General features: G+C 63.1%; 14 protein-coding genes. 5 read left to right on the top strand and 9 right to left on the bottom strand.

The genetic code is table 11. The annotated features are described in order from the left end of the window. Positions 1–6: 6 nt before the first annotated feature. The 3 genes from BLT65_RS40165 to BLT65_RS40155 all read right to left on the bottom strand — a co-directional run bounded on the left by BLT65_RS40165 (position 7) and on the right by BLT65_RS40155 (position 2,241). Positions 7–669 carry an amino acid ABC transporter permease gene (locus BLT65_RS40165; RefSeq protein ID WP_042314742.1) on the bottom strand — a complete coding sequence of 221 codons (663 nt, stop codon included), beginning with the start codon at positions 667–669 and terminating at the stop codon, positions 7–9. Positions 670–679: 10 nt separating this feature from the next. After that, on the bottom strand, positions 680–1,330 hold the full coding sequence (locus tag BLT65_RS40160; RefSeq protein WP_091789157.1) for an amino acid ABC transporter permease: 651 nt from the start codon (positions 1,328–1,330) through the stop codon (positions 680–682). A gap of 71 nt (positions 1,331–1,401) precedes the next feature. Continuing rightward, entirely contained in the window at positions 1,402–2,241 is an 840-nt protein-coding gene (locus tag BLT65_RS40155; protein ID WP_091789154.1) for a transporter substrate-binding domain-containing protein, read from the bottom strand. A 306-nt stretch (positions 2,242–2,547) separates the two neighbouring features. On the opposite strand from BLT65_RS40155, the gene BLT65_RS40150 reads away from it, so the two are divergent. After that, positions 2,548–3,531: an isopenicillin N synthase family dioxygenase gene (locus BLT65_RS40150; protein WP_091789151.1), complete on the top strand. Its 984-nt coding sequence runs from the start codon at positions 2,548–2,550 to the stop codon at positions 3,529–3,531. A gap of 8 nt (positions 3,532–3,539) precedes the next feature. Continuing rightward, positions 3,540–4,940: an FAD-binding oxidoreductase gene (locus BLT65_RS40145; protein ID WP_091789148.1), complete on the top strand. Its 1,401-nt coding sequence runs from the start codon at positions 3,540–3,542 to the stop codon at positions 4,938–4,940. A 65-nt stretch (positions 4,941–5,005) separates the two neighbouring features. On the opposite strand, the gene BLT65_RS40140 is transcribed toward BLT65_RS40145, so the two are convergent. Next, positions 5,006–8,404 carry an alpha/beta fold hydrolase gene (locus BLT65_RS40140; protein WP_091789145.1) on the bottom strand — a complete coding sequence of 1,133 codons (3,399 nt, stop codon included), beginning with the start codon at positions 8,402–8,404 and terminating at the stop codon, positions 5,006–5,008. 352 nt (positions 8,405–8,756) lie between these two features. Next, positions 8,757–9,566: a hypothetical protein gene (locus tag BLT65_RS40135; RefSeq protein ID WP_042314743.1), complete on the bottom strand. Its 810-nt coding sequence runs from the start codon at positions 9,564–9,566 to the stop codon at positions 8,757–8,759. Positions 9,567–10,014: 448 nt separating this feature from the next. On the opposite strand from BLT65_RS40135, the gene BLT65_RS40130 reads away from it, so the two are divergent. Together BLT65_RS40130 and BLT65_RS40125 are read left to right on the top strand one after the other, a co-directional pair. Beyond that, positions 10,015–11,844, top strand: a complete 1,830-nt coding sequence (locus tag BLT65_RS40130) for an ATP-binding response regulator (RefSeq protein ID WP_091789141.1) — start codon at positions 10,015–10,017, stop codon at positions 11,842–11,844. Between the two features lie 343 nt (positions 11,845–12,187). Continuing rightward, positions 12,188–12,505, top strand: a complete 318-nt coding sequence (locus tag BLT65_RS40125; protein WP_042314738.1) for a hypothetical protein — start codon at positions 12,188–12,190, stop codon at positions 12,503–12,505. Positions 12,506–12,583: 78 nt separating this feature from the next. On the opposite strand, the gene BLT65_RS40120 is transcribed toward BLT65_RS40125, so the two are convergent. The 4 genes from BLT65_RS40120 to BLT65_RS40110 form a co-directional block, all read right to left on the bottom strand. Next, complete coding sequence (locus tag BLT65_RS40120; RefSeq protein ID WP_042314739.1) at positions 12,584–13,342, bottom strand: response regulator transcription factor; 759 nt, start codon at positions 13,340–13,342, stop codon at positions 12,584–12,586. Between the two features lie 650 nt (positions 13,343–13,992). After that, entirely contained in the window at positions 13,993–14,154 is a 162-nt protein-coding gene (locus BLT65_RS47480) for a hypothetical protein (RefSeq protein ID WP_167306629.1), read from the bottom strand. Further along, positions 14,132–15,133 carry a cytochrome d ubiquinol oxidase subunit II gene (gene cydB / locus BLT65_RS40115; protein ID WP_035996583.1) on the bottom strand — a complete coding sequence of 334 codons (1,002 nt, stop codon included), beginning with the start codon at positions 15,131–15,133 and terminating at the stop codon, positions 14,132–14,134. Before cydB ends, BLT65_RS47480 begins: the two co-directional genes overlap by 23 nt. 28 nt (positions 15,134–15,161) lie before the next feature. Then, entirely contained in the window at positions 15,162–16,559 is a 1,398-nt protein-coding gene (locus BLT65_RS40110; RefSeq protein ID WP_091789138.1) for a cytochrome ubiquinol oxidase subunit I, read from the bottom strand. Positions 16,560–16,789: 230 nt separating this feature from the next. On the opposite strand from BLT65_RS40110, the gene BLT65_RS47715 reads away from it, so the two are divergent. Next, the coding region (locus BLT65_RS47715; RefSeq protein WP_208545880.1) for a hypothetical protein at positions 16,790–17,106 on the top strand (317 nt) is incomplete at its 3' end.

Below are 17,106 nucleotides of genomic sequence, written 5' to 3'. Positions count from 1 at the left end.
TATCGATTACGCCATGAAGCGGGCAACGCGCGCTTCCGCCCACATGCCGGCGCGCGACGTGAGTTCGACGAGCGCGAGATAGCACACGCATAGCACGAGCAGGGTTTCGACGAACGCGAAAGTCGCCGAGCCGATGCCCGTCAGCACGAACGTCAGCTCGGGCACGGTGACGATCGACAGCACGGCCGTTTCCTTGCTGAGCACGATGGTCAGGTTGGTCAGCGCGGGCACGATCAGCACGAGCATTTGTGGCACCTGGATGCGCAGCACCGCTTGCCAGCGCGTGAGGCCGAGACATGATGCGGCTTCGAGATGTCCGCGCGGTATCGATTGAAAACCGGAGCGGAACGCTTCCGCGAAATACGCGCTGCCGTACAGGCCGAGACCGAGCACGCCGGCCGTCAGCGGTTCGAGCGTCAAGCCGAACGACGGGCCGCCGTAGTAGAGCAAAAAGAGTTGCACGAGAAACGGCGTGCCGCGAAACAGCTCGATATACACGCGCAACATGCCGCGCACCCAGCGCCCGCAAAAGAGTTGCAGCACGGCGATCAGAAAGCCGATCAGCAGGCCGAGCGCGACACCGATGATCCATGTGCCGAGCGTCGTCGCGAGGCCAGCGGCGATGGGTTGCAGATTGTGCGTGATGACGGTGGGATCGAATTGCTGCATCGTTCGGTCCTCAAGTGTGTTGAAGCCGATGCTCGGCGGCGTGCGCGACCAGCGCAAGCGCACCGCAGATCACGAAGTAGATCAGTCCCGCCGCGACATAAGCCTCAAGCGGTCGGTACGTGCTGGCTGCAATGTTCTGCGCGGTGCGCGTGATTTCGGCCACGCCGACCACGGAGATCAACGACGACGCCTTGATCAGCAGCACCATTTCGTTGACGAGCGAAGGCAGCGTCATCCGAAAGGCTTGCGGCACCTGAATGCGGCGCAGCATGTCGATCGGGGAAAGGCCTAGCATGCGCGCCGCTTCGATCTGGCCGGGCGGAATGTTCAGGAAGCCGCCGCGCAGTATCTCCGCGATGTACGACGCCGAGCAGAGCGACACCGCGCTGATCGCCGCGACGATGGGCGACACGTTGATGCCGACGAACGGCAAGAGGTAATAGACGAGCAGCAGTTGCACGAGCATCGGCACGCCGCGAAAGAAGAACACATACGCGCCGCCGAAGCGTTGCGCAATTGGCTTCGACGACAACCGCGCCGAGCACACGCCGATGCCGACGAAGAAGCCGATCACCAGCCCCGTCAGCGAAATGCCGATCGTTGCGAGCGCGGCTTGCAGAAGCAGCGGAAAACCTTGAGCGAAAACGTGGGCGCTGAACATGGCCTGTTGCCTGCAAGAAAGGACATGTAAGCGGCGCGCCCGAGAGCGGGTGCGCCGCGCGATTCAGGGCATCAGTAGTTGGGCGTAGGCATCGTGGTGGGCGCGTCCATGGCCACGCCGAACCATTTCTTCTGCAACGATGCGAGACGGCCGTCGCTGTGCATCTTGACCAGCGCGGCGTTGAACGCGTCGGCGAGCGGCTTGCTGTCGGCATCCTTGCGCAGGCAGTATGCGAAGTACACTTTAGCGCCGAACGGCGGCGTCACGACGGCGAACGCTTCGGGGCGCTGTTTCGCGACGTACGCGATGTTCGTCATCGAGTTGGCGACGGCAGCGATGCGGCCCGCTGCGAGATCCGCATACGCCTGATTGTTGTCGACGTATTCGCGCACTTCGGGCTGTTTCGGCAGTGTCGCGATGTAGGCCTTCAGCTGATCGAGCTGTGCGGAGCCTTTGCCCGCGCCGACAATCTTGCCGGCGATATCCGATGATTGCTTGAGCGACGTGTCGTTGGCACGCTTGAGAAGCGCGTCGGTCGCGTCAGCGACGGGCAGCGTGTACGTATAGCGTTCCATGCGTGCCTTCGTCACCGTGAGCGGGCCGCCCACCATGTCGAACTTGCCGGCTTCGAGTCCGGGCAGCACGCTCGGCCACGGCAGATCGATGAAGCGCACCTTCACGCCGAGTTCTTTGCCGACTTCGGCGAACAGGTCCTTGTTGAAACCAGCCTGCTGGCCGTTCTCGAGGAAGTCGAACGGCGCGAACTGCATCTCCGTGCCGACCACGAGTTCGCCCGCCTTCTTGACCTTCGCGAGTTGATCTTCCGCGTGCGCGCCGGCGCTGGCTACGGACGCAGCGGCGCAGAACGCCACCATCGCGAGACGACACTTCCAGCCTGCAAAGATACCCATTGAGATTCTCCCGTTGGCAAAGTGTGTCGCGCTCGACGTGGCGGGGCGCGAATCATGCGAGGCAGTATATACCGCTGGTTTTGCGCGAAAAAAATAATCGCATGCTGTCAAACCCTAATGCCGCTGGCGTATCTTCTGCAGATGATTGAAGCTGGGTGCAACGCAACTTGCGATTGCGCTTTTGGCGGTATATACAACGTGAAACTCTCGCCGATCCGCATGCGGTGTGCGCGGCGATGTATCGAAGCGTGTATCGATGCATGTATCAAATAGTCATTTCAATCTTCGTGATGAAGGAGTTCCGCAATGCAGCCAGCCACTCGCATTCCGATTGTCGATCTGGCCGGCGTGCGCGCCGGTGACCGCGATGCGCTTGCGCGCGCGGGCCGCGAGATACGCGACGCATGCACGACCATCGGCTTTTTCTACATCGTCAATCACGGCGTGCCGCAGGCGGTGATCGATCGTGCGGAACAGGCGGCGCGCGAGTTCTTTGCGTTTCCCGTCGAGACGAAACGGCGCGCGGCGGTGAATCATCGGCATCGCGGCTTCAATGCGCTGGGCGACGCGACGATGTATCAGGCAAAGCGCCCCGATTACAAGGAGTTCTATAGCATCGGTCTGGAGTTGCCCGAGAGCGATCCCGATGTGCTCGCGGGCCAGGCGCTGCGCGGGCCGAACAACTGGCCGGACTTCATGCCTGCGTTGCAGCCCGCGTTGTATGGCTATTACGAGGAAGTCGGCGCGTGTGGCGCGGACTTGCTGCGCGCGGTGGCGACGGGCCTGGGCGTTTCTGAGGATTTCTTCGCGCCGCGCTACACGAAGCGGATGCAGCGCACGCAGATGGTCTACTATCCGCCGCAGCCGCCGCAATCCGATGATGATCAGTTCGGCGTCGCGCCGCATACCGATTACGGCTGCATCACGCTGCTGTGGCAGGATCAGGTTGGTGGGCTGCAGGTGCGCGAGATCGCGAACGAGACGTGGATCGAGGCGCCGCCCATTGAAGGCAGTTTCGTCGTGAATGTCGGCGATCTGCTGGCGCGCTGGACGAATGACCGCTTCCGCTCGACGCTGCATCGCGTGATCAACGCGTCGGGCCGCGAGCGCTATTCGATCGCGACGTTCTATGATCCGACCTATACGTCGGACGTCGATCCGCGCGACCTCGGCACGCCGGAAGCCGACAGCAAATACGAACCCGTCGCTGCGGGCGACTATATTCTGGGCCGCATCAACAGTTCGATGGGTTATCGGAAGAAGCTCGCCGCAGAGCAAGGAACGACATAAGGAACCGCATGACAGTGAACGAACGGGCCGCGCTCGCATCGACTTTGGCCGCGTTGCGCGAAGCGTTGGGCGATGACGCTGTGCGCGTGGGCGATGAAATCGGCGAACGCTCGATGACGGACTGGACGCGTCACGAACCCACGCGTCCCGCCGCCTTGCTTCTGCCGCGCACGACGGAGCAGGTCGCACGCGCGTTGATGATCTGTAACGACGCTCGCCAGAGCGTGGTGCCGCAGGGCGGCATGACGGGCCTTGCGGGCGGCTCGATTCCGCGTGCGACAGATATTGCGTTATCGTTGGACCGTCTTGCTGGCGTCGAGGAAATCGACAGCGCAGCGGCGACCCTCACCGTGCGCGCCGGCACGACCTTGCAGGCCGCGCAGGAAGCGGCGGCGCAAGCGGGCTTCGAACTCGCGCTCGATCTCGGCGCGCGCGGGTCATGCCAGATCGGCGGCAATCTCGCAACGAATGCGGGCGGCAATCGCGTGATTCAATCGGGCACCGCGCGCGATCAGGTGCTCGGTCTCGAAGTCGTGCTGGCGAACGGTGCGGTGTTGAGTTCACTGAACAAGATGGTGAAGAACAACACCGGCTATGACCTGAAGCACTGGTTCATCGGCTCGGAAGGGACGCTCGGCGTGATCACGCGCGCGGTGCTGAAGCTGCAGCCGCAGCGTGCGTCGCGTCATACGGCGCTCGTTGCGCTGAGTGATTACGATCAGGCCGTCAGTCTGCTGCGCCGGCTCTCGACGCGCTTTGGCAACGACATCGGCGCATTCGAGATCATGTGGCCAGACTTCTTCGACTTCGGCGTGAAGCTGACGGGTGCGCGCTCGCCATTTGCCGAAGCGCATCCGTTATATGCATTGATCGAGCATGCGAGCTTCGACGCCGATGACGACGGGTCGCGTTTTTCCGGCGTGCTGATGGAGGCGCTTGATGAAGCCGCGATCCGCGACGCCGTGATCGCGCAGTCGGTTGCCGATACGCGCGCGCTGTGGGCGATCCGTGAATGCACGGCGGAATTTCCCGTCAAGCTTGATCCCATCAACTTTGACGTGAGTTTGCCGATCGGCGAGATCGGCGCATTCGTCGATCGTTGCCGCGCGGCGATCGACCGCGCCTGGCCGGGCAACGAGTCGTATTTCTTCGGCCATATCGGCGATTCGAATCTGCATGTGACCGTCGACGGGCATTCCGTGCCGGGCGTTGATCATCATGACGTGTATGCGCTCGTCTATGACATGCTCGCACCGCTGCGCGGGTCGGTGTCGGCGGAGCACGGCATCGGCTCGCTCAAGCGCGAGTTCCTGCCCGTGTCGCGCTCGAACGAAGAGCTCGCCGTGATGAAGGCGATCAAGCATGCGCTCGATCCGAATGGGATTATGAATCCGGGTAAGTTGTTCTAGCGTTTTTATGCACACGACGGTTCGTCATGAATGCGAGAGCATCCATGACGAACCGTCATCTGTGCTCAATGCGCATCCAGATACCTGACAATCGTCGGAAACACATCGAGTGCCGCGCGCTTGCCGAACACACAATCGATATGTCCATATCCGTCGATCACATGTCGTTCGTAGTTCTCCGGCCCGAACTTTTCTACTAGAAGATCGTAGGTCATCTCCGTGCTGGTCGGCAGATAGCAGAGATTCTCCGAGCCGTGAATGAACGCGATGGGTAGCTTCATGCCTGCGATGTTCGGCATATACACGTCGTCCCCATTCGCATCGACCACGTGCCCCGCGCGTACCATCGCCGCAAGCTGATTGAACAACTCGACATCGTGAATGCCGAATAGCTCCTGCAGGTTCGCGTGCAGTTGTTCATCGAGTTGCTCGTGCTCGTAGAGCAGGCCATACAGGAACGTCGCGCGATGGCACACGGCGCTGTTGCACGTTTCGTCTTGCTCGACAGGGAAGAACTTCAGCGCTTGATCGAGCAGGTTGTGCGGCCATTTCTCGTCCTGTGTATAAGCGGTCATATCCTTGATGCCCAGATGTTGAAGAATCTGCGGCGTGTGCAGTCCGGCCTTGACCCGCTGCAACAGTCCCGGCACGGGATGCGCCGACACCTGCGACATCACCGCGGACCGCACGCCCTTGAGTCCCGACATCAGCGACATGCTCAAGGCCAGCCCGCCCAGACAATGCCCGATGACCTGAATCCCGTCGACGCCCGTCAACTCGCGCACCTTCGCGACCGCGGCGGGAATGTCGTAGCGTGCGATTTCATCGGCGGTGGTGCGTTCGGTCGCGCTCGGCAGTTCGATGCTCACGCGCAGATCGACGAGCCAGACATCGTAATGCGCGGCGCACAGGAACTCTACGAGGTTCGTGCCGATCAGGTCCGTCGAAAAGATGCGGCTCGATACGCCTGAGCCGTGAATCAGCAGCAGCGGTCCCTTGTTGCCGCCGTGATAGCGGGCGAGCCGCAGTGTCTTGCCGTCCTCGGTATTGAAGTAGGTGATCTGCGGCGCGGGCGCGCGCAACGCGCGGCGCACGCGCGGCGGCGCGTCGGGATCGAAATATTGCAACGGTGCCGCGACGCCGCCGTATTCCGTGTACAGCACACCTGCAAAAAAGCGGCCGAACTTCAGCGTATACGCAAGGCGCGTTTCGATATCGGGTGTATTCGTGACTTCGATCGTGCGCTGCTGCTTGAGGAAATTCTCGGGCGTGATGATGAGCGTCGCGTGACCGATGACGGGCGCGTCGTCGGCATCGGACTCGCGGATCTTCGCGTAGAGCGTGTTCGTCTGCGTCCACAGTTCCGTCAGCGACGTGTGCGTGATGATCTTCTGACCGGTCAGATAGAAATGCTTGCCGTCGACGGTGTCGAGCGTCATCCGGTAGTTCATGTTGCGCCGTTCGACGTTCGCTTCGTCAACGACGAACAGGTTGAAGATGCCGTCGTTGACGGTCATCGGTTGCGGCGACAAGGCGGTACACGTCAGCGTGCCGATCATGTGCGCCTGATGCTGCGGGTTCGCGAGCATGTCGTCGAGATCGTCGGAGACGACGGTCACGGTGAAGCTGATGGGCGTGCCTTCCGCGCGGTCGTCTTGCTGGCCTTCTGGCTTGACGTCGCCGGTGTAGTACGTGCCGATCATCGTCTCGGTGAAGCGCAGGCCGATTTTCAGCGCGGGCGGCGGGGCGATGTTGCCCGCCGCGTTGTAGTCGATCTGCCAGCCGCGCGACTGCGCAAGCTGCGCGCAATTGCGCTCGGCCAGCGCGGAGATCGTCAGCAACGGGTTCACGCCGAGCGAGAGCGGCATCACCGCGCCGTCCATTACATAGAGCCCTTCGTGGACCGCGTTGCCGTCCATGCCGGAAAACACGCGGCCCGCCTGATCGACGACGCCGTGCGCGGCATCCTCCGCCATCCCGCAGCCACCCAAGGGATGCACGGTGACGGTGCGGTTCTGGAACAGATCGGCGGAAATCGGGTTGCGCACATACGTGCCGCCTAGTGCGCCCGTCGCTTCGATCAGCGTCTTTTCGACGGTTTCGTAGATCGGCTGCTTGCCCGCGTTCGGCCAGCTCACGCGCGGGCGGCCGCCTTCGACGGTGATCTGGCCGCTTTCGTCGTCGTGCGCCATCACGAGGAAGGTCTGCGTGTTGTGCATCGCGCCGTGATACGGGCCGCGCAGAAGGCTCTCGGCGATGCGCGCTTCGTCCGCGAGCGGCGGGTCGCCTGCCGGGTCCGGCATTTCGACGCCTTCGGCAGGCGCCGCGACGCCGAGCACGCCCATCAGGCCGAGACCGATCGGCGCCGCGACCGATCCTTCCTCGATCACGAAACCGTCCTTCACATCGGCCGTGTTGCGATGGTCGATGATGCCCGTGATACAAGGGCCGACAGGCGGAATAACGCCCTCCGGATGCGTGCCCCAGCCGACACCGTTGATCACCTTGTCGGTGTTGAACGCGAACGCGAGCACGTCGCCGTTGCCCGTGAAGTGCTGGCCGAGCTGCTTCGACACAGGCAAGCCGGCTTCCTGCGAGCGCAGCAGGATCGCCGTCGAGCCGAGCGTGCCTGCAGACAGAATCACGATGTCGGCCGTCACGAACAGTTCGGGCGCGTCGTACAGCTCGCGCTTCAGATCGGCGGGCTGATAGCGTACGCACCAGACGCCGCGCGCGTCGTCGCGCACCACCGAATGCACGGCCGCGCCCGTGAAAATCTGCGCCCCATGCGCTGCGGCGTCGGGCAGATAGTTCATGTGCGTCGAGTTCTTCGCGCCGTGATTGCAGCCGGAGTTGCAGTCGCCACAGCCGATGCAGCGCTGCTGGTCGAAGCCCGCCGCGTTCTTGCCGTCCTTGAACGTCACCGTGATGGGCGGGCGGTAGAAGCGGTCGCTCATGCCGAGCCGTTTCGCCGACAGCTCAAGCGCGTCGAGTTTCGGCAGATTGGGGTAGTCGTCGGGGACGGGCGTTGCGCCGAGCATCGTTTTGGCGCGCTCGTAGCAAATGTCGAGATTCGCCTGGTCTGCGCGCAAGGCGGCGGGCCAGCGCGGATCGTCCCACAGGCGCGCGTCGGGCTTGAGCGCGACGTTCGCATTGATCAGCGACGTGCCGCCCAGTCCACAGCCGACCACCACGTTCACATCGGGATTCACGTGTACTTCGAGCAGCGCGAGCGGCGAGCCGATCTGCGCGACGCCCGTGTTGTACTGCATTTGCGCGACACCTTCGAGCGCCGTGGCGGGAAAGTCGCCCGCCATGAACTCGCGGCCGCGTTCGAGCAGGCATACGCTGCGTTTCGCGCGGGCCATGCGGCTCGCGGCAATCGCGCCGCCATAGCCGGAACCCACGACCACGACCTCGTAATGGTCCTTCATCGCCGAAAGGGCGCTGGACAAGCGGTTCATTCGACCACCTCTTTATATTGGATGTGTGCCGGGCGGGGGAAACCTGGCGATATAGACGGCTGGCTGGCGCTCGCAGCCTCTTTATCCTGGACGTCGCGCAGCGAAATGCAAAGGGAAAACGCGCGTTTAGCCGCGTGATTCAAAAAATGCTGTGATTGCAGGCGTGGAGTGCTTTCGTGCGGACGGGTGCCATCAGGCAGCGGTCGCGCGAACTGCACGCGGGATGAAGCGTAGAGACGGGCTCGTTCTGGTTCGCGACGCGTATTAGGCGAGCCGGATTGTCAAATTCGAATCGAAGGCGGCGATTGTTAAACGTTAAGTGAGTTAAGGTTCAAGCGGCGCACCCGGCTGCTCACGCCGCCGCTTCGATCATCTCGTCATCAGGCGTGGTGGCGGCTTCCGTCGCTTCCGCTGCGAGCAGGTTGAACACGACGAGGATCGCTTCGCGGTTTTCAGCGTGAATTTCAATGCCGAGCTCGTCGCGCAGCCATTGGCCGATCTTCGTGTTGGAAAACTGCGCGGCGTCGTCCGTCTTCTTCATCGTGACACCGAGCTTGACGGCACGATAGTGATAGGAGGGCACCCGATGCTGCGCGGCCACCGCCGACAGACCGCCTTTCGCTTCCGAGCACCAGCCGAGGCTGCCTGCGAGCACGATGCGCTCGGGCGAATCGAGCGACGCGATGAACTCGCGCGCGGCCTGGCGCACGCCGCGCTCGCTCAGGCCGTATTGCAGCAGCACGCTTTCGACGGGATCTTCGAGCGCCTGCGCGCGCAGATCGATCTCCTGCATCATGCCTTCGTTTTCCATCGACACATTGCGCTGATGGCTCGCGCTCCTCAGGCAGTCGATCAGATAGCGGCGGAAGTAAGCGCAGATCGCGTAGCTGTTGGACGGCGCGCTTTCCGGCGTCGCCTTCGATTCGACATGGTTAGGCGCAAGACGCAGCACCTTCGTATAGATGAACTGATGCACGAGCTCTTCCTTGTCTTCGCCGAGCGCGTGCAATTCGAGCGGGTGGTAGGTGCGCAACGCGCGCTTCACGAGGTCGTACATCGACATCATTTCGTCGTCCGTGAGCTGCGCGCGGCGGCGCCACAGGTCGGGAAGAACGGCTTCGTCGAGAGTGCGTGCGAAAACCTGGCTCGGAACTGCGCCCATGAAGGCCTCCATCGGTAAGGGGCAAGGAGCGCGGTGGCAGCGGGGGATGCCGCCAGTAGAGCCTCGACAAACAGGCATGAAACAGGTCGTGAAGCTGAACCTTCAGAGGCTGTTGGCCGCGCTTGAATGTTGAATCGTTGAACCCAGTATGCTTTTTGCACGCGGCGCCGCCTATATGGATTAAGTGATAGCTGAAGGGTAAACCGCCGGTAAGACGGGTAAACTATCTTTAGACTGTACCGGGTGCTCTTTATAGGACGCGTGAGGCCCAGGTTTTATTCCCAATCTGGTGCAATCGGCGGCGGTTTGACAGAAAACGAAACGACCAGCGAATCTCATACAACACGGGAGCGATCCAAAAGTACTCGTTCCCGCCGACCGAAAATCAATTGAATGGACGGGAGCGACGCGCCCAGGCGCCAGTTCCTGCCGACAAGGAGACCGCACGATGCGGGCCGATCCCATCCAGCGCGCGATCGACGAAGACCTCGTGCGCGTGCTGTACGCGCAGGACCCGATTGCTTTCTTCACGCACTGGTTCTCGATTGCGGTGCTGGTGGCGATCTACTGGAATAACATCCCGCATCCGCATCTTTTCGCGGCCTGCTTCATCTTCTATGGCTTCGCCAACTGCGCAAGCCTCGCGCTGTGGATGTGCAACCGGCGCTGGCCCGAGTCCGTCTCGCCACGCACCTGGATCAACCTGCATGCCGCGCGCGGCGCGCTGCTCTACAGCGCGCCTGGCCTCGCGATCTGGTTCGCGTTCCAGAGCCCGCACACGGATCTCCCCATCCTGCACACGGTGTTGCTCGTCACGCTGGCGGCGGGCGTGTTCATGTCGAACGGTTTCGACGGCGCCAACTTCGTGACGGCGATCCCGTTCCTGCTGCTGCCCGCGATCGTGCTGCACTTCGGCACGCACACGTTCGACCGCACGATCCTCGCGATCGTCCTCGCGTTCTTCTTCTGCGCGATCAACGTCTACGCGCTCAGCTACCGCAAGCTGTTCCAGCGCGTCGTGCAGGCGCGCGTCGACCAGCAGGCGCTCGCCGAATCGCTCGCCGCGCAAAAGCTCGTCGCCGAGGAAGCGAGCCTTGCGAAGACGCGCTTCTTCGCCGCCGCGAGTCACGATCTGCGCCAGCCGCTGCATGCGATCGGGCTGCTCGCGGCGTCGCTGAACGACACGTCGGCGACGCCCGTGCAGCACGCGAAGACGGCCAATAACATCGCCAACAATGTCGAGGCGCTGAACCAGCTGTTCAACCAGGTGCTCGATCTGGCGCGGCTCGAAAGCGGCGTCACGCAGGTCATCAGGCTGCATTTCCGGCTGTCCGAACTGTTCGATCGCGTCGGCAACCAGTATTGGCCGCAGGCGGCCGCGAAAGGGCTCGCGCTGCGCATCGCGCCGACGGACGCCGTGATCCACGACGACCCGGTGCTGCTGGAGCGGATTCTGAGCAACCTGCTGTCGAACGCGGTGCGCTATACGGAAAGCGGCGCGATCTGGATGGGCTTCCGGCACGCGGGGCGGAGCGAGGGCGGCTATATCGAAGTGCGCGACTCGGGCATCGGTATTCCGCGGGCCGAGCAAGGGCGCATCTTCGAAGAGTTCTATCAGGTCGCCAATCCGCAGCGCGACGCTCGGCAAGGGCATGGACTCGGGCTGCCGACCGTCAAGCGGCTCGTCGAGATGCTGGGCGGGCAACTGCAATTGCGCTCGGCGCCGGGGCGCGGCTCGGTGTTCCGGTTCCCAGTGCAGGCGGGCGATCCGGCGCGGATCGTCGCCGGGCTGAACGATTCCGTCGCGAGCGGAGGGGCGGCGCTCGGGCGCCACGTGCTGTGCATCGACGACGAGCCGGCCATCCTCGAAGGCATACAGAGCCTGCTCGGCCGCTGGGGCTGCATCGTGCGCGGCGTGCCTGACGAGCGTCTCGCGCTGCTGGCCATCGACGAAGGCTTCATGCCCGATGCCGTGCTCTGCGACTATCAGCTGGCGAACCACCGGACGGGCGCGCAGGCGCTCGGCGCCGTGCGCGACGCGCTCCGAAGGCGTGGCCGCGAACGCGTGGTGACGCTGCTGATCACGGGCGATATGGCGTCGGTCGAACTGGAGGCGCTGGCGATGCAGGGCATTCCCGTGTTGCACAAGCCCGTGACGCCCGCGCGGCTGCGCCGCACGCTGGAGATGCTGTGGCAGCAGCCGGGCGCGGTGGCAGACAAGCCGGGTGACCGCGCGGAGCCCGTGACGTCGGAGCAACCTTTGACGACGCGCAGCTGATCCTCCCCGGCGCGACGCGCCACGCCTTTCGGTCCGGCTCCCCGTCACAGAGTCAAAGGCTCGCGTCATAACGCGAGCCGCATCGCGACCATCGACGATCTTTTCCTAATAGCAGCGGCGCCGTATAGCGCCGTTGCGCGTCCGTTTACCGCCTGCGCCACCGCGTCCCGTCCTGTTCGTCAGCCTTTTTGAGAAGTGTCTGATCGACCGAAGCCATGCCTGGCTGCTGAAATAAGCCGTTTCGCGATAACAGCGGCTCCCCAGGCCGCCGCGAACGATTCCGGCAACCTTCGCGTCCGGCCCATCGGCCCGGCGCGGTCTTTCGATTCAATGAGGTGTAGAAGTGAACGGACATCCATCCGACAAGCTCGTCGCAGGCGTGCTGGCGGGCGCGCTGCTGACGGCTGTTTTCGTGGTCGGCATGTTGTATCTCGGCATTCCCGCCGAGCACCACGCGAACATGGCAATGCGCCTGGGCGCGCCCGTCGCGCTGTCGTGCGCGTTGCTGTTTCCCATGCCGCTGCTGCATCGCACGGTCATGCGTGAGCGCCGCAGCGAGTTCCTCCTCGACGAGGACCTCAACGCGATGCTGCTCGGCCGCGCGATCGGCGTGATCGGCGGCGTTGCGCTAGGCGTCACGCTGGCGACGGAAATGCTCTGACGGGCATGTATCAAGTGCGGCTTCAAAGGCCGCGTTCTGCCGAAGGCGACGTTCTGTCGCCTTCTTTTTTATCCCCATTCAAAGCGTCTTTCCCGCTTCGAGCCAGCCGTTGATCACGGCAATGGCGGTCGCGCGGTTATGCACGCCGAGCGCGCGGAAGATCACCGAAAGATGGACCTTGATCGTGCCTTCGGCGACGCCGAGATCGCGCGCGATCATCTTGTTGGTCCAGCCGCGATGCACGAGCCGCATGATTTCCTGTTGACGTGGCGACAGGTTCTCCAGCAGATGTTGTTGATGCGGCTGCAGCGCCTCGATGCGAACGGGCGCAGCTTCCGGTGGCGCGGCCGTCGTCTGCCCGGCGATGGCTGTTGCGCCTGCTGTCATAGCGGCTTCCGCCGTGGCAGTCGCGGTCGCTGTATCCGCGCTGCGCGAGCCGAGCAGGCTGAGCGCTTCCATCGGCACATAGGCGCCGCCCGACAGCACCAGCTCGATCGCCTTGAGCATCACGCTGGCCGGCTGGCGCTTCGGCACGAAACCTAGCGCGCCCGCTGCGAGCACGGCGCGCATCTCATCCGGCGATTCTTCCGCCGACAGCACGACCACGGGCAGCGCCGGATTGGCTTTCAGCAGGGCGTGCAATGAAGAGGCGCCCGTCATGCCGGGCATGTGAAGGTCGACGATGGCGAGATCGTGGTTGGCGTCGGGCCTTGCGGCGGCGGCCAGCGTTTCCCAGGTGTCGGCTTCGTCGAATACGGCGTCGGGATCGAGTCCGCGTAGCAGACCCTTGACGCCCTGGCGGATCAGTTCATGATCGTCGGCTACAAGAAACTTCATGATGTCTCCGCTGTGGACCAGAGTTGGCGCTTTAGCGCCTTCCTCTCGTCCCATGCAGGCGCTCGGCCCTGCCGGTGTTGTGCCATGTTGTCGGTCGGGACGAGGGCGGAGCGCGCGCTCCCCGTTGCGCGCGCTCCGTCCGCAAGGCCGCGACGCACCCCGGACGTGTACGCCCGCTGCGCATCGCAACCCGCTGCACTCCCTGCGGCCCGACCAGCGGTGGGCCGTCCATGCAGCAACAGCTTGTTTTGCTTCCCAAGCCGCGATCATATGCCGGATCGCCGGATGGGTCATGCTTGTCGCCCGGCTGCGCCGGCCTTGCGGCCAGCGCGTGTCCGCGCTTCATTGTTCGCGTCGGCCGTCTGGAATGCAACGGCGTCGGCGTGGTTTTATCAGATGCTCTGGTCTCGCTCGCGCAGCCGCTGCGGCCTCGCCGGAAAGTCCGGCGCGGTCATCGCGGTTTGGGCGCGTGTGGTTTTCCCTGGTTGGTACGGCACTGCATCGGAGGCCACGAGGAAGGTGCTCTCGCGGCCTGCTACGTAGACGAGCTTCGCGGAAGGATTTTGAAGGCAAGCGGGCGGCCTCGACGGGCCGCCCGGCAGGTTATGCGCGGCGGATGCGCGCAAGCGTGTTTGGCCGTCGTGAGCTGCTCAGGTAATCGCAAACAGCGTCGCGTTCATCAGCGCCTTGAACGCATAGCCGACGATCATCGCGCCGCCCACGCCGCCGCACCACAGCGCGACGAACCAGAGCCAGCCGGGGAGCCGCACCCGGCGCGAACGGGCGGCCTTAGTGGTAATGGGCGTCGCCATGGCGCACCTTGCCGCGGAAAACCCAGTAGCCCATCGTCGTGTAGCCGATGATGATGGGGATGATGATGGCCGCGCCGACCAGCGTGAACATCTGGCTCGAACGGGGAGCGGCCGCTTCCCAGAGCGTGAGGCTCGACGGAATTGCGTACGGCCACAGGCTCACGAGCAACCCGACGTAGCCAAGCAGCACGAGCCCGAGCGCCATCATGAACGGCGTGTTGTGATGCCGGTCGCGCACCGCGCGGCGCATGAAGAACGTGCAGATCGCGACGAGGAACGGCACGGGCAGCAGGCGCCAGAAGATGCCGGCGTCGAACCAGCGCTGCGCGATCTCGGGTTCTTGCAGCGGCGTCCACAGGCTGACGACGACGATGAAGCCGAGCAGCACGATCGTCAGCGGCCATACGACGCGATGCAGGCGTCGTTGCAGATCGCCTTCCGTCTTCGCGACGAGCCAGCAGCAGCCGAGCAGCGCATAGGTGACGACGAGGCCGAGACCCGTGAGCAGCGAGAACGGCGTGAGCCAGCCGAATGCGTCGCCCGCGAAGCTGCCGTCGACAACGGGAATGCCCTGCAAAAACGCGCCGAGCGCGATGCCCTGAAAGAATGCCGCACCCGTCGAGCCGCCGATGAACGCCAGATCCCAAAGATGCTTCGTGCGATTCGCCTTCGCGCGAATTTCGAACGACACGCCGCGGAAAATCAGGCAAACAAGCATGAAGACGAGCGGCAGATAGAGCGCGGAAAGCACCGTCGAATAAACGATGGGAAACGCCGCGAACAGGCCAGCGCCGCCGAGCACGAGCCATGTCTCGTTGCCGTCCCAGACGGGCGCGACCGTGTTCATCATCAGGTCGCGTTCTTTTTCGTCGGGGAAGAACGGAAACACGATGCCGATGCCCAGATCGAAACCGTCCAGCACGACGTATATGAAAAGGCCCAGTGCGATGATCGCGGCCCAGACTATGGTCACATCCATTTTTCTCTCGCGGGTATCGTAGGTTGGATCAGGCGTCGATCATCCGATCGACGGCAGATAGCGGGCGGCGCCCGGGCGCGTCGGGGACGCCATCCGGTGTGTGGCCGGGCAACGCGGGGCCCGAGCGCATCAGCTTGAACATGTAGTAGATGCCCGTGCCGAACACGAGGAAGTAGATGACGACGAACGCCATCAACGAAATGCCGACCTGTTGCGCCGAGAGCGGCGACACGGCTTCGACGGTGCGCTTGACGCCATACACGACCCACGGCTGACGCCCGACTTCCGTCGTCACCCAGCCCGCGAGCAGCGACACAAAGCCCGTCGGTCCCATCGCGATCGCGATGCGGTGGAACCACTTCGCGTCGTACAGCTTGCCGCGCCGGCGCAGCGCCCATGCGGCGATTGCGAAGCCGATCATCGCGACGCCGAGGCCCGCCATCACGCGGAAGCTCCAGAACACCACGGTCGAATTCGGGCGGTCTTCTTTCGGGAAACTCTTCAGCCCGCGGATTTCGCCGTCCCAGCTATGCGTGAGGATCAGGCTGCCGAGATGCGGAATCGACACGGCGTACTTCGTGGTTTCCGCCTGCATGTCGGGGATGCCGAACAGGTTCAGCGCAGTGCCGCCTTTCTCCGTGTCCCACAGACCTTCGATCGCCGCGATCTTCGCGGGCTGGTGTTCGCGCGTGTTCAGTCCGTGCGCGTCGCCGACGAAGGCCTGGACGGGCGCGAGGACCAGCAGCATCCACAGCGCCATCGAGAACATCTTTTTGACCGCGTTGTCGCGCCGTCCCTTAAGCAGATGCCATGCACCGACGGCCGCGACGACGAGCGCCGTGACGATGAAGGCGGCGATCGCCATGTGCGCGAGGCGATAGGGGAACGACGGATTGAAGATGATCTTGAACCAGTCGACGGGGACGACGTGGTTATCGACGATATCGAAGCCTTGCGGCGTTTGCATCCAACTGTTGGACGCGAGAATCCAGAACGTCGAGATCAGCGTGCCGATCGCGACCATTAGCGTTGCTCCGAAGTGGGCACGCGGGCTGACGCGTTGCCAGCCGAACAGCATGATGCCGAGAAAGCCTGCTTCGAGGAAGAACGCGGTCATGACTTCGTACATCAGCAGCGGGCCGGTGACGGGACCGGCGAACGACGAGAAGCCCGACCAGTTCGTGCCGAACTCGTAGCTCATGACGACGCCCGAGACGACGCCCATGCCGAAGGCCACGGCGAAGATCTTCGACCAGAACAGACAAAGATCTTTGTAGTAGGCCTTACCGGTTTTGAGCCAGCGCCATTCGAGGACGGCGATGAAACTGGCGAGCCCGATGCTGAGCGCGGGAAAGATGATGTGAAACGAGACCGTGAACGCGAACTGCATGCGGGCAAGGTCGAAGGCGGAGATTGCGGTGGTCATGTGTCCGAATCCGGGTTCGTGCAGATGACCGCAAGCGTAGGGGAATGTTTGTTGTTTTGCTGCGGCGCGTTGTGTGGCGATTTGGCGCAGATCTGCGCTTCTGCGGGCGCGCTTTTTTTCTGTAAGCGGTTGATCTGGATCAGGATTTTGGTTTTCTGTTTTGTGGGGCAGTCGCGTGCGTTTGCGCGTGAAGTGCGGCAATCGACCGCGTCGCAGCACAGGGTTTGTCGATGTCGCGCGACGCGGTTGTGTGGTGGGATGTCGCAGTGGGTTTGGTTTTTTTGTCTGCGACGCTGGGTGGTTCGCTGTGCTTCGCGCTGGCATCGCTCTTTGCCTTTCGTGCTTCATGCGTTGCTGTTCGGTGTTTTGGTTTTTGCGCTGGCATTCGCGATTTGCCTTCGCTGTTCATGTGTTGCCCTGGTGATTTTTGCCTTTTCGCTGGCATCCGCGCTTTGTTAGCGTGCTTCAAGCGTCGCCCCTGTGCGGGGCGGCACCTACTTTTCTTTGCCGCCGCAAAGAAAAGTAGGCAAAAGAAAGCGGCTAACAC

This window comes from Paraburkholderia steynii (assembly GCF_900100565.1).
GTDB lineage: Bacteria > Pseudomonadota > Gammaproteobacteria > Burkholderiales > Burkholderiaceae > Paraburkholderia > Paraburkholderia terrae.
The sequence above is the reverse complement of the archived record's forward strand: the minus strand, read 5'-3'. Positions and strand labels throughout refer to the sequence as shown.